Origin of the sequence: Thalassotalea insulae (genome assembly GCF_030161395.1) — a bacterium.
Lineage (GTDB): Bacteria > Pseudomonadota > Gammaproteobacteria > Enterobacterales > Alteromonadaceae > Thalassotalea_E > Thalassotalea_E insulae.
In genome coordinates this window covers 2,608,758-2,622,362 of sequence record NZ_BSST01000001.1, presented here as the reverse complement: position 1 = coordinate 2,622,362, position 13,605 = coordinate 2,608,758, and the positions used below count along the sequence as shown (strand labels likewise).

Sequence of the window (13,605 nt, the reverse complement as noted above, 5' to 3'; positions counted from 1 at the left end):
TTAATTGAAAAGCTGGAAAATATTGCTGAACTTTCGAAAAAACAGTATCCATTAGAGGGTCAATTCTTCCATTGTAATAACCCCCTCACTGAGCGCAATTTTCAACAAATCAAAATTATTCGTAACATTTAACTTTTTATAGATATTTGCTCGATGAACATGGGCAGTTTTCGGCATAATATTTAGCTGTTGTGAGATTTGTTTAGCATTCATTCCTGTCGCTAGTAATGGCAATATATCCAATTCCCTTTCTGTTAATTGGCTCACCCCTAGTGTTGAATTTTCAACATGACCAAATTGAAGTTTATTAATGACATCTTGGCTAAGATAGGTGTTGCCTGCGAGAACAACCTCAATACCTTTAAGAAGCTCATCACTAGCTGAACGCTTTGAAATATAACCTTTTACGCCTACTTCTAATGCATTGGAGACATAAGGATTCTGATCATACATACTGACAATAATACATTTTAAATCAGGTTTATTTGCCAGTAAGTATTTTGCTAGTTCAATGCCATTTTTATCAGGTAAGGATATATCAATAATTACTAGGTCAACTAAAGTGTTTGATAAAGACTGGACAGCGGATAAATAAGTGTTTGCTTCTACAACAACTTGCCACTCATGCTGAGTTTCAATGAGTCGTTTGAATCCATCCCTTACTAATGCATGATCATCAATCAGTGCAAACTTCATTATTAATTCCCTTATTTTGAATCGAAACAACTATAACAAAACACATAAGAAATATATCTAAGAAAAATTCTTAGTTAACTAAGAAATTGTGCAATTTCGAATCAGCCTATTAAAACCTATGCTATTAATATCAAGTGACTTTTTGCGAAATTGAAATGGATACTCAAGCAATTGCACACAATGTAGCCACCTCAGGTATTAATCTACAACCACAGCCAAAAATAAATGTCATTGAAGGGCGCTCTGAATACTTTGGCAATATAACGGTTCTTCTGCATTCTCTTGGTTCATCTGCCTATCGATTAGAATGGTTTAGCCGAATGACAGGTGCTTCAACTAGCTTATCTAGGTTAAGCCAAAACAAATACTTGGTCATGAAAAAGTGGTCAATTCAAAAAAAACTACCTGACATTTCATGTGATTTTGATAGTAGAAAATCCGCCTTAATCCACTTCATTAATAATGTAGATATTATTAATACAGATCCTGAAACTATTTACGATGCTAAGGAATGGTGCCTCAACACCTTTACCGAAATAGAAAAAATAGCGCCAATCCAAAGTCCCACATTTCCAAAATTAAGATTACAAGGCGCAATAGGCCGAGCAGTTGAGGTAAAGAATCGGTCGTGTAAACAAGTGATTGCTGAAGGCACTTTGCTTCAGCTAATTGGCACAAAAGCTGAAGTTCAAATAAACAAAAGATTTTATTTAACGAAAAAGAAAAATATTCAAATGTTTCCTGTTGATAGGGTCTTTATTCAATAAAATCGCCTTAATTAATAGCTCTAAGGTTGGATTCCCGCAATGAACTCAATGAATCAGGAAAGTCTAAACCAAGTTCGCTATACGGCTTATTCAGAAATAAAATGTCTCTTTTCTTTGATAATAATACTAAATATCAATTACAGCTTGCACTGTTTCAAACTCAATAATAGTAAAAGATCATAAATAAAGACGATGCATCATTTGGTATACCAAGTTTTAACTTTAAGGAATTGAAAGACAGGAGGTTTTAGAAAACCGCTTGTCTAACACAAAGAAAAACAAGCGGTTACTAAAATGATTGAGCTGGCCGATAAGCCGGGTTCTGTAACTCTTCCGAAGAAAAGTGACAATCATTCGTCTAGGCTATAAATCGCTCTATAGCTCAAGCAACCTACCCGGTTCCAACGCGAGCCACGCCATAAGGAACCCTATTTGGTCTTGCTCCGGGTGGAGTTTACCCTGCTGCCAACTGTTACCAGCGGCCCGGTGCGCTCTTACCGCACCCTTTCACCCTTACCTGTGCTGTTGCCAGCCATCGGCGGTCTTCTCTCTGCTGCACTTGTCGTCGGCTTACGCCGCCCAGACGTTATCTGGCACCCTGCTCTGTGGAGCCCGGACTTTCCTCCCCTCTATCTGTCTACCCGAAAGTACAACGATAAAGCAGCGATTGTCTGGCCAACTCGGCGCGCATTCTACCCTAAGTTCACCAGCAGCACCATAAAAACTCGTTTTGATTAGCGTTTAACTCAGTAAGTACTAACTAAACATTCATTTAACAAAATGCAGCGAACTCTTGAGTGGCCTCAGCTAATATCAAGGCATCACTTTAGCGATAAAACCTCAGAGCATTTATTTACACGACAAGGCGAACTCATAGAGCTCTTTTTTATTTAAATTATATTGCTTTGCGACAATCGCACAGGCTTTTTTCGGTGGCAATTCATCAAGTAACAATCTTAATAAATTAATCGCTTCTTCCGAGAGTTGATGCGCTTTTTTCGCCGCACCTTCAATCACTAAAACCATTTCACCTTTAAGCTGATTCGCATCTTGTTGTAGCCAGGCTAAAAAATTACCCGCGTTATCACTATGGATGGTTTCAAAGGTTTTCGTTAATTCACGGGCAATCACTATTTTTCGCTCGCTCCCTAAGGTTTCAACAATATCAGACACTGTATCTATTGCGCGACGCGGCGCATCATAAAACACCATGGTACGGGTTTCATTCGCTAATGCAGATAATGTTTTTTGTCTAGCACCTTGCTTTGATGGTAAAAATCCTTCAAAAGTAAATCGATCTGTTGCTAAACCAGCTACTGATAGTGCTGCAACTGCCGCACAAGCTCCCGGTATTGGTGCTACATTTAAATGACGTTCTCGTAAATAACTGACAATATGATAACCAGGATCGCTGATCAGTGGTGTACCGGCATCTGAAACAAGCGCAATATTTTTACCTGCTTGTAATAGCTCTGCGATATATTCTTGCTTTTGTCTTTCATTATGATCATGTAACGCAATCGTTTTGTTAGTGATTGAAAAAAATGACAGTAACTTTTTCGTATGACGGGTATCTTCACAAGCAATAATATCCACCTGGGCTAAGGTATCAAGTGCCCTTTGACTGATATCAGCCAGATTACCTATCGGGGTTGCGACAATATAGAGAGTGCCAGTATCGTTTGCTTGTTCCGCCATATCTGAATACTTATGTTGTGGCTAATAGAGATGAGGTTTATTATAAGATTAATTCCGTGAATAAAATACAGATTTTCTTGGTGAACACTATTTATATGATGCGTAACTTACCGGCCTTTTTAATTATTTTTCTGTTATTGAGTCTGACCTTAAGCTGCTCAACCAGCCAACGGGTGACAAAAATAAAATCCGTTACTAAACCGAGTAAGGCGATTGAAACAAGTCACATAAGCGCTGACGACATCCTTGCACAGGCACAACAAAGTGAGCCAGCTCAAGCGACTGATTTACTTATCCAAGCCTGTCAGCAATATTTAGCAGAAAAAAACTATGTTAAATCTCTATGGCTGGCTCAGCAGTTAATACCGCTGGCAAGCAGCAATGTTCAACAATATCAAATACAATTATTAAAAGCGCAAAATCTGTACTTGCTAGATAAAATTGAACTGTCACTTAAAACATTACAACAAGCAAAATCGGCATTAACCAATGAAAATCAGTTAACTGCGTCTTATTACCAGTTACTGGCACAAGTACAAAGTAAACGCGGCTTATTACTTATCGCCAGTGACGCACAATTGCGGGCTTTTCACTTACAGGAAAACCCTACTGATGACCAGATCATTGCGTTATGGCAACAATTAAATCAGCTGTCACAATGGCAAATAGAACAACTGGTTGCTTTATCACCTCCGCAAATCACTGGTTGGCAACAGCTATTAAATTTTGCTCATCGTTTTGGCTATCAGCCACAAAGCCTAGAACGTTATCTTATTCAATGGCGTCGCAACTATCCGGCGCATCCCGCTCAGGTTATCGCCCAGCAGCTACTATCCAATGATGCGAGCGTTGATAAATTAAACATCCGTTATCGCAATATAGCCGTTATCCTGCCATTATCCGGTAAACACCAAGCGGCAGGTGAATCAGCACAACAAGGCATTCTTGCTGGTTATAATGCCAACTCAGAAATGCAGTTACATTTTATTGATTCTACCTCTGTAGACTTTGCTACCCTAGCGGAAAAACTCGCTGAACTGGAAATCGAATATATTATCGGCCCACTACTTAAGCCTAATGTTGACGCTTATATCGCCCAGCAAAACCTGACATTACCGACGTTATTGCTCAATGTACCCGTTCAACAACAGGCGAAAGCACAGCAAATGGTGTTTTCAATGGACGCGAAAGATGAAGCAATTCAGGCAGCAACCACCCTCAGCCGTAAGCAGTTCAAGCACCCAATTGTACTCAGTCAGCACGATAACGTTAGCCAGCATATCGCCCTAACCTTTGTGAACCAATGGCAGAAAGTGACCGGCACAGCCCCTGAAATCATTTTCTTTGATAACAGAAAGGATATGCAACAACAACTCAAACAAAGCCTGGGAGTCGAGCAAAGCCAGGAGCGAATTGATGAAATTGACCGTCGTATTCGACAAAAGCTGAAAACTGAAGCTCGTAATCGCCGAGATATCGATATGATTTACTTGGTCAGTACACCAAACGAAACCCGTTTGCTCAAGCCTTATATCGACGTCAATATCAGTCCATTTGCCGATATTATCCCTATTTTTGCCAGTTCCCGTAGCCATAGTGATAATGCCGACCGCAGTGACAGCCGAGATTTGACCGGACTTAAATTTACCGAAATGCCATGGTTACTGAAAAGTAAGCAGCAAAATGTCGCATTAAAGCAAGTCGTTAATAATATCTGGCCCAACAGTAATGATAATCTAAAACGTATTTTTGCTATGGGTTATGACAGCTTATCGCTGATCAACAAGTTTTCAGTATTAAAACAACCCCCTTATATTCGCCATTATGGCCAAACAGGGGTACTTAAACTCAACGAGCAAGGCATACTGACCCGTAGCTTACTCTGGGGCAGTTATCAAAAAGACAAGGTAGAACAAGTTGCTATGGACTAGCAAGTCAACGAAAAACAACAACCGTGCCGCTGGTAGTGAGTGGGAGCTTTTTGCTGAACGTTACCTAAAAAACCACGGACTAACTCTGGTGGCTAACAATTTTCATAGCCGCCATGGTGAAGTTGATTTGATCATGCAGGATAAGGACACTTTAGTATTTATTGAAGTCAAGTATCGTAAAAATAGTCAGTTTGGCGGTGCCATTGCTGCGGTTAGTCCGACAAAAAAACAAAAACTTACTAAAACTGCCAAATTTTTCCTGCACCAAAGAGGATTAAATGAATATAATACCTCGTGTCGATTTGACGTTATTGCAATTGAAGGCGATAACCATCACCCAACAATCAATTGGCTTAAAAATGCCTTTTAACAGCAAAATCATTGGAGCATAGCGCATTTATGTTAGAGAGAATTAAAAGCAATTTTACCGAAAGCATTCAAACCAAAATTGCTGCCAGCGAAGCATTAGCAAGCCCGATCGAACAAGCAGGCATGATCATGGTGCAAAGCTTATTGGCGGGACACAAGATCTTAGCTTGTGGTAACGGCGGCTCAGCAGGCGATGCTCAACATTTTTCAGCTGAGCTACTCAATCGCTACGAAACTGAGCGCCCAAGCTTGCCTGCTATCGCTTTGACGACTGACAGCTCAACGATCACTTCTATTGCCAATGATTACCATTATGATGAAATATTTTCCAAGCAAGTAAGAGCGCTTGGCAATGGTGGCGACGTGCTATTAGCCATTTCAACCAGCGGAAATTCTCGCAATGTCATTAAAGCGATAGAAGCGGCCGTAGCTCGCGATATGCCGATTATTGCATTAACAGGTAAAGATGGTGGCGATATTGCTGGTCTATTGGGGGAAAACGATGTTGAAATTCGTGTACCGTCATCACGCACTGCACGTATTCAAGAAGTTCACTTAGTCGTTATACATTGCTTATGCGACATTATTGATACGACTTTATTCCCACAAGAAGAAGCATAACAAATGAAAAAGCTGAAACATTTATTATTGATAGCTTCAGCAGCTGCGATGTTGCAAGGCTGTGTTACCGCAGCCGTCGTTGGTGTCGTTGGAGGCGCCACAGTGATTAATGACAATCGTAGTGTCGGCAAGCTAATTGATGATCAAAAAATTGAATTGGCCGCGCATGCAAAACTCGCTAACGTTGATGGCTTATCTGACAATACCAATTTACAAGTGGTCAGTGTCAACGCTAAAGCACTAATCGTTGGTCAGGCGCCTAATAGCTACTTAAAAAACCTGGCGATCAAAACCTTAAACCAGGTAGATGGTATTGAACAAATTCACGATCAAATTCGTATCGGTAATACAGTATCAGTGACCACGCAAAGCAATGATGTCTGGTTAACGTCAAAAGTAAAAACTGCACTCTTTACCAGCGATATTGTCGATGCCACTAATATTAAGGTCGTTACCGAAAACGCTGAAGTATTTCTATTAGGCTTAGTTAACGCTAATCAAGCAAATGCAGCGGTAGAAATAGCTCGCAATATCGGTGGTGTTAATCGCGTATTCAAGATGTTTGAATACACAGATTAATAAGTTTTCGACGATAGCAGCAATTTAGTAACACTGCTGCTATCTTCAAGATTAACTAGACTTTTTTACCTGCAACCGGTTCACTGATATTATCGATATCTACTAGGTTCCATGGCATGTCCTGTTGGCGATAAATACGTTTATTCAAGTTGGGATAATCGCCAACATCAAATGGCAATCGTTGGCCCACGACAATACAGCGTAAAACAGCGTTACTGTTATTATAAATGGTATGTGCCAGACCACCGGCACGATAACCAATAAAATCTCCCGCTTTAATCGTATAGTGCTCATCACCAATACTAGCTTGACCGCTTCCATCAAGAACATAAACACATTCGTCTTCATGGTAATGTTTATGAAATTCAGTCGACTGATGTCCGGGTTGGATCTCGATTATATGGAAACCAAAGCCGGTTAATCCTGTCAGATCCCCCAAGGACTTATTCACTCTTTGCGCATTGCCGTTGAGAAAATGTGTTTTAGCGACGCCATCATAACCTTCAATTTCTTCTTTAGTAATTAGGTATTTATCCATCACTTCCTCGTATTTTTCCATAAAAAAGCCCACGTAAGTGGGCTTAATAATATCGGATCGAACTGAGTTAAACTAATAACTTTTACACTATTTAATCACTTTTAGACTAGGGCGACCTTTCGATTTAGGTTTATCGCTCTGAGCTGACTCAATACTTTTTTCTGAGCTTACTGATGACAAACTAACACCCGTATCTTGCTCACCTTCGTCCGGTTCAGAAACTTCAGGATGCTCGATCGCTAAATTAGTGCCTGCACCATTTTCTTTCGCATAAATAGCTGCGACAGCACCATAGGGCACCACTAAATGTTCCAGTTTACCGCCAAAACGCGCACTAAATTCAATTTGCTCCCCCGCCATCGCAATAGAACCAACAGCAGACGAAGAAATATTTAGCACTATCTGGCCATCGTTAACATAGCCCATCGGCACCATAACACCATAGACGCTGACATCAACCACAATATAAGGCGTTAATTGATTATCCGAAATCCAGTCATAAAAAGCCCTAACAATATAGGGCTTAGTAGAAGTCATGGTTTTAGACATAGCTTATACGGCACTACCGAAACGTAATTCACGTTCCGCTTCAGTTAATGACGCTTGAAATGACTCACGCTCAAAAATTTTCAGCATATAAGATTTCAGTTCTTTTGCCCCTTGACCTTCAAGCTCAATACCGAATGCAGGTAAACGCCATAATAACGGTGCTAAGTAACAATCAACTAAGCTAAATTCTTCACTCATAAAATATGGTGCTTCATTTAAAATAGGCGCAACACTTAATAAGCTTTCTTTTAATTCTTGACGTGCTTTACCTGCAGCTTCAGCAGGACCATTAATAATGGTTTTCGCTAAGCTGTACCAGTCTTGCTCGATACGATGCATCATTAAACGACTACGACCACGAGACACAGGGTATACCGGCATCAATGGTGGATGAGGAAAACGCTCATCCAAGTATTCGATAATAATTGATGCTTCATATAACGCCAATTCACGATCAATTAATGTAGGTACAGTTCCGTATGGATTTAAATCTAATAAATCTTCCGGCAAATTCGCCATATCAACTAAGTGAATGTCTACACCAACGCCTTTTTCAGCCAAGACAATACGTGTTTGATGGCTATACATATCATCTGCATGAGAATACAAAGTCATTACAGAGCGCTTGTTTGCAGCTACGGCCATTTCGCCTCCAAATTTTAACTAATTAAAAACTAACAAAGGGGGCAAATGCCCCCAAAAACTTTTGTGAGATAACACTAATACTAGTGTACATCTCTCCAATATTCTTTCTTCAGTAAGTAAGAAAGAATAAATAAAATCACTAAGAAACCGATCACCCAATACCCCATAGCTTCACGCTCCAGTTTATTAGGCTCACCAACATATTCCAGGAAGTTAACCAAATCACGAACAAACTCGTCGTATTCTTCCTCGCTCATGGTTCCACCAGTAGCCGGTGATAAATTACCGTGCTCGTCTATTGTTCGGATACCTTGTAGATTTTGTAGCACATGTGGCATACCAACGTCTTTAAAGACCTTGTTATTGACACCAAATGGACGAGACTCATCGACATAAAACGAACGCAAATAAGTATAGACTTCGTCTGGACCACCATGCTTTAAACGTGCGATTAACGTTAAATCAGGTGGCGCAGTACCAAACCATTTTGCCGCTTCTTTAGCAGGCATAGTATTGGTAATATGATCCCCTACTTTTTCACCGGTTGGCATCCACTTCGCTTTACCTTCTTCGTCACTAATACCTAAATCAGCAAAAGTGCGGTTATAGCGTTGGTACTGCAACTGGTGACAACCTAAACAATAATTTAAATAAGCTTCAAAACCACGTTTTAATGATTCTTTATCGGTTAAATCGTTGTTCGCTTTATCAAAATGTACTGATGGTCCCGATGCTAAAGCCAGCATAGGCACTACAGTTAATAATGCAATTAATAACTTTTTCATTATCCTGTCACCCTCTCTGGAACTGGCTTAGTTTTCTCATTTTTACTGTAGAACCACAATGCAACGAAGAAGCCGAAATAACCAAAACTTGCAACCGTACCTATCAGGTTGTTGGTCGCTGTCGCTTCTTTGGTACCTAAAATACCTAAGATAATAAAGCTGATAGAGAATTGGGTTAAGTTGATTAAATGCGCTTTGCTGCGGTAACGAATCGATTTAACCGTACCACGGTCGAACCAAGGTAAGGCGAATAACATACCGATAGCAGCAAACATCGCAATAGCACCTAATAACTTATCAGGTACTACACGTAAAATGGTGTAGAAAGGGCCAAAATACCAAACTGGCGCAATTGGATGTGGTGTTTTCAAGCCATTTGCCGGTTCAAAGTTTGGCGCCTCAATAAAGTAGCCGCCACCTTCAGGTGCGAAGAACATCACCCAACAGAAACCGATTAAGAACAGTACTACCGCTACCAAATCTTTTACTGTGTAGTATGGGTGGAAAGGTACAGCATCAACAATATCGTATTTTTCTGAATATTGTTTGTGGAACTTAAACTTGCTTTGCTCTTCAGGAGGCACACTACCTTTAGGTTTTTTAATATCAGTACCGTCAGGGTTATTAGACCCCACTTCATGCAACGCGATAATATGTAAGAATACTAGTACCACCAGTACCAACGGTAAGGCAACAACGTGTAGTGCAAAGAAACGGTTTAAGGTAGCACCAGAGATAACATAATCACCTTTGATCCAAATCGTTAAATCTTCACCGATTACAGGAATTGCACCAAACAATGAAATAATTACCTGTGCCCCCCAGTAACTCATATTACCCCAAGGTAATAAGTAGCCCATGAAAGCTTCAGCCATCAAGACTAAAAAGATCAACATACCGAAGATCCACAATAATTCCCGTGGTTTTTGGTATGAACCATACATCATGCCACGGAACATATGCATATACACTACGATAAAGAATGCAGATGCACCAGTAGAATGCATATAACGCAATAACCAGCCATAATCGACGTCACGCATAATGTATTCGATTGATGCAAAAGCACCGTCGCTTGAAGGCTCATAGTTCATGGTTAACCAGATACCTGTCAGTAACTGATTGACCAGCACTACCGTTGCCAAAATACCGAACACATACCAGAAGTTAAAATTCTTTGGTGCTGGGTACTGAGCCGCATGCTTATTCATGGCATCCATCAATGGCAAGCGTTTTTCAATCCATGCTAAAAAGTTATTCATTACGCTTCTCCCGGACCAACACCAATTAGAATAGTGTTTTCATTTGGATAAGAATGCTCTGGAACCACTAAGTTTGATGGAGCAGGCACACCTTGGAATACACGACCTGCCATATCAAATTTAGAACCGTGACATGGACAGAAGAAGCCGTCTTTCACCCCTTCAACTTGCTCTTCAAAGGTACCTTCATAATACGTAGGAGCACAGCCTAAGTGAGTACAAACCCCTAATGCCACCATAAACTCTGGCTTAATCGAACGATAAGCATTGGTCGCATATACCGGTTGCTGAGGCACTTCAGATTTAGGATCACGTAACTGATCTTCATGATTAGCTAACGAGTTTAACGTTTCTTCAGTACGGCGTATTACATACACAGGCTTACCACGCCATTCGGCACGAATCATTTGACCTGGCTCTATTTTACCTATATTGACTTCCACTGGAGCACCTGCGGCTTTCGCACGAGCACTAGGGTTCCAGGAACCAATGAAAGGCACAGCTACACCGACAACACCAATACCACCAACTACCGAAGTAGCTGCTGTTAAAAAGCGTCGACGGCCGTTATTCACGGGCGCATTGCTCATCCAACATCTCCAATTATTTTTTCATTTAAACAAACTACAACATAGTGCATTTTTTGTTCAAACAATCTTAGCGACAAAAAATTTTTCTGATCATAAAGAAAAGCCCTATTTTTTACAAGGTAAATAAGGCGTTTAGAGTACTAGAAAAGTAAAAATATCTGATTAGCGAGAACGCAAAGCGCAGTGAAATAAGAACTATTCTTATTAGTTAAAATAGCTCAATTTATTTTGACTAACTTTTAACCAAACAATCGTTCAAACCAAGATCGTTCTTTCTTGGGCTTGTCAGACAATTCAGAACAACTATATTGATAAGCGAGTCCAATATTAACCGCGGGGAAATCTATGCTGTTATCACAATCCACCGCTAAAGGATAACCTGTTGCCTGTTCAAAGCTTACCGCTTCAATATTCGCTGGTACTTTCACTGCTTTGTCTACAACGCCAAACTGACTAATAAAGTCGGCAAATAAGGTTAAGGCACCACTACTGCCGGTAAATTCTGTGGCTTTATTATCATCCCTGCCAAGCCAAACGGTCACTAAATGCTGATCGTCATAACCGACAAACCAACTGTCTCTTTGATCGTTAGTAGTGCCAGTTTTACCAGCTACGGTATGATTTTTTAAACGCCAGCTTAACGATTTCGCCGTCCCTTCTGTGGCAACATGGGTGAGCGCATAATCGGTTAGGTAACTTGCCTGTTCTGAAAAATAGGGAATAGACTCATTTTGATATCGATATAAGGTTTCTCCCTGTGGCGAAACTATCGACTCTACCACATGGCTTTTAACAAACTCTCCATGATTGGCAAACGGTAAGTAAAACTGATTAACCTGGTAGGGGGACATATTAATTGACCCTAACAGCATCGATGGTCGTAAGGCAATATCTTCATCATAACCGAGCATATGGATCAAATCAGCAATGTGCTCTAAGCCAATAGCCATCCCTAGGTTAACGGTAGGGATATTTAGCGATTTTACTAAGCTGTCATGTAACGACACTTGCCCGTAAAACTTGCCGCTATAATTTTTCGGCTGCCAAACTTCACCGTTGTCCATTTCAAAACTAATAGGCTTGTCATCTAATAAACTACCGAGCTGATACTCCTGATAACGTTCTAGTGCGGCTAAATAAATCGCGGGTTTAATCAATGAACCTATCGGTCGTTTGGCATTTAATGCCCGATTAAAACCGGCATAGCCGCTATTTTTATCGCCAACTAGCGCCTTAATTTCACCCGTTGCTCTATCCGTCACTAACATTGCCGCCTGCAACTGATGCTGTTCGCTTTTGGCTAATTTAGCTAACTGCTGCTTCACCGAATGTTCCGCTAACTGCTGGCTGTAGGGAGAAAAAGTAGTAAAAACCCGAATGCCAGACGCCTGTTCTTCAGGTAACAATAATTCAGACAACTCTCGCTTAACCAGCTGAATATAGTTAGGAAACTTTTGCTTACTTGGCTTTAAACGACGAGACTGGCGTACTGACAAGTCTGACTCAACTGCAGCTACATATTCCGATTTAGTTAAAAATTCTTGCTCAAACATTAACTTAAGCACTAAATCTCGACGTGTTTTCACCCTGTGCTGATAACGCCAGGGATCATAATAACTCGGCCCTTTAATCACTCCAATTAAGGTTGCCATCTGTTCATTGGTGAGTTGAGCAACACTTCTACCAAAATAAAACTCTGCAGCTAAGCCAAAACCATAAATGCCGTTAGCAAAGTGCTGCCCTAAATAGACCTCGTTAATATAAGCTTCCAGCAGCTGATCCTTTGAATATCGATATTCCAGCAAAAGCGCCATAATCGCTTCATTAACTTTACGCCACAGGGTTTTATCCCTAGTCAGGTACATGTTCTTAACCAATTGCTGGGTTAAGGTGCTCCCGCCTTGCACTGTCCGGCCAGCACGCACGTTATTGTATAGCGCCCGCAAAATTCCTAGGGGTGAAATACCGGCATGGAAATAAAATTCGCGGTCTTCCACCAAAAGTAAGGTATCCAGTAACTTTTCAGGCACTGATTGCAACGGTACTAACACCCGATCTTCTTTGTTTTCAGGTACAATACGATCAATCAAGTAGGGTTCAAGCTCTATAACATTAACGTCTGTATTATCGACCATTAGCCGTTCAACAGTCGCTCTCGCATCACTCTTGTTAATATCTATTGTTATTTGCTGGCTGTCTTCAATACCTGAGCCAAAATCAAATGGGCGACGATAAATAATGATGCGTTTTTTTGATAAGGCGAATTGACCCGCCTGTTTAACCTCAGTCACTCGCTGATAGCCAGTAAGCACTAACTCCTGTTTGATATGCTCAAGATTAATATCATCGCCGAGCTGAAAATGCGCTACTTTGCCATAAACCTGCACCGGCACCTGCCAGCGTTGTCCTTCAAATTTAGCCACCACCTTGCTGTCTAAATACAAGGTATAAAAGGCAAGTAGTACTATTCCGATAAGCAGTAGCTTTAATGAAAAAACAAAAAATCGGCGTCTTTTCGAGAGCGTTTTTATTGCCGGTGTTTGTTCAGTCGCTGAGCTTTTTTTGTTAACCATTA

Annotated in this window: 14 protein-coding genes and 1 other RNA gene; 5 read left to right on the top strand and 10 right to left on the bottom strand. The window is 40.6% G+C overall.

The window, feature by feature from the left end; genetic code table 11:
* Positions 1 to 51: 51 nt before the first annotated feature.
* Positions 52 to 696 (bottom strand): response regulator transcription factor, encoded by a 645-nt coding sequence (locus tag QQK06_RS11955; protein ID WP_284244920.1) that lies wholly within the window; start codon positions 694 to 696, stop codon positions 52 to 54.
* Positions 697 to 851: 155 nt separating this feature from the next.
* Between QQK06_RS11955 and QQK06_RS11950 the strand changes: the two genes are divergently transcribed.
* On the top strand, positions 852 to 1,463 hold the full coding sequence (locus QQK06_RS11950; RefSeq protein ID WP_284244919.1) for a hypothetical protein: 612 nt from the start codon (positions 852 to 854) through the stop codon (positions 1,461 to 1,463).
* A gap of 295 nt (positions 1,464 to 1,758) precedes the next feature.
* On the opposite strand, the gene rnpB is transcribed toward QQK06_RS11950, so the two are convergent.
* An RNA gene (gene rnpB / locus QQK06_RS11945) (RNase P RNA component class A) lies at positions 1,759 to 2,146 on the bottom strand.
* 166 nt (positions 2,147 to 2,312) lie between these two features.
* Positions 2,313 to 3,161: a 16S rRNA (cytidine(1402)-2'-O)-methyltransferase gene (gene rsmI / locus QQK06_RS11940; protein WP_284244917.1), complete on the bottom strand. Its 849-nt coding sequence runs from the start codon at positions 3,159 to 3,161 to the stop codon at positions 2,313 to 2,315.
* A gap of 56 nt (positions 3,162 to 3,217) precedes the next feature.
* Between rsmI and QQK06_RS11935 the strand changes: the two genes are divergently transcribed.
* Genes QQK06_RS11935 through QQK06_RS11920 form a run of 4 tightly spaced genes read left to right on the top strand, consistent with a single transcriptional unit; the run spans position 3,218 to position 6,661 of the window.
* Positions 3,218 to 5,092 (top strand): penicillin-binding protein activator, encoded by a 1,875-nt coding sequence (locus QQK06_RS11935; protein WP_284244916.1) that lies wholly within the window; start codon positions 3,218 to 3,220, stop codon positions 5,090 to 5,092.
* Positions 5,079 to 5,462, top strand: coding sequence for a YraN family protein (locus QQK06_RS11930; RefSeq protein WP_284244914.1), 384 nt, complete (start codon positions 5,079 to 5,081; stop codon positions 5,460 to 5,462). Before QQK06_RS11935 ends, QQK06_RS11930 begins: the two co-directional genes overlap by 14 nt.
* Positions 5,463 to 5,491: 29 nt before the next feature.
* A complete protein-coding gene (locus QQK06_RS11925) occupies positions 5,492 to 6,082 on the top strand; it encodes a phosphoheptose isomerase (protein WP_284244913.1) in 591 nt (196 codons plus the stop codon).
* Positions 6,083 to 6,085: 3 nt separating this feature from the next.
* Positions 6,086 to 6,661 carry a BON domain-containing protein gene (locus QQK06_RS11920; RefSeq protein WP_284244912.1) on the top strand — a complete coding sequence of 192 codons (576 nt, stop codon included), beginning with the start codon at positions 6,086 to 6,088 and terminating at the stop codon, positions 6,659 to 6,661.
* Positions 6,662 to 6,716: 55 nt separating this feature from the next.
* On the opposite strand, the gene QQK06_RS11915 is transcribed toward QQK06_RS11920, so the two are convergent.
* The 7 genes from QQK06_RS11915 to mrcB form a co-directional block, all read right to left on the bottom strand.
* Positions 6,717 to 7,220: a cupin domain-containing protein gene (locus tag QQK06_RS11915; RefSeq protein WP_284244911.1), complete on the bottom strand. Its 504-nt coding sequence runs from the start codon at positions 7,218 to 7,220 to the stop codon at positions 6,717 to 6,719.
* 66 nt (positions 7,221 to 7,286) lie between these two features.
* Positions 7,287 to 7,748: a ClpXP protease specificity-enhancing factor gene (locus QQK06_RS11910; RefSeq protein ID WP_284244909.1), complete on the bottom strand. Its 462-nt coding sequence runs from the start codon at positions 7,746 to 7,748 to the stop codon at positions 7,287 to 7,289.
* Between the two features lie 3 nt (positions 7,749 to 7,751).
* A complete protein-coding gene (gene sspA / locus QQK06_RS11905; protein ID WP_284244908.1) occupies positions 7,752 to 8,393 on the bottom strand; it encodes a stringent starvation protein SspA in 642 nt (213 codons plus the stop codon).
* Positions 8,394 to 8,473: 80 nt separating this feature from the next.
* Positions 8,474 to 9,178: a cytochrome c1 gene (locus QQK06_RS11900; protein ID WP_284244907.1), complete on the bottom strand. Its 705-nt coding sequence runs from the start codon at positions 9,176 to 9,178 to the stop codon at positions 8,474 to 8,476.
* Entirely contained in the window at positions 9,178 to 10,440 is a 1,263-nt protein-coding gene (locus tag QQK06_RS11895; protein ID WP_284244906.1) for a cytochrome b, read from the bottom strand. The genes QQK06_RS11900 and QQK06_RS11895 overlap by 1 nt, the downstream gene beginning before the upstream one ends.
* Positions 10,440 to 11,030 (bottom strand): ubiquinol-cytochrome c reductase iron-sulfur subunit, encoded by a 591-nt coding sequence (gene petA / locus QQK06_RS11890; protein ID WP_284244905.1) that lies wholly within the window; start codon positions 11,028 to 11,030, stop codon positions 10,440 to 10,442. Before petA ends, QQK06_RS11895 begins: the two co-directional genes overlap by 1 nt.
* Positions 11,031 to 11,269: 239 nt before the next feature.
* On the bottom strand, positions 11,270 to 13,603 hold the full coding sequence (gene mrcB, locus QQK06_RS11885) for a penicillin-binding protein 1B (RefSeq protein WP_284244904.1): 2,334 nt from the start codon (positions 13,601 to 13,603) through the stop codon (positions 11,270 to 11,272).
* Positions 13,604 to 13,605: the final 2 nt, after the last annotated feature.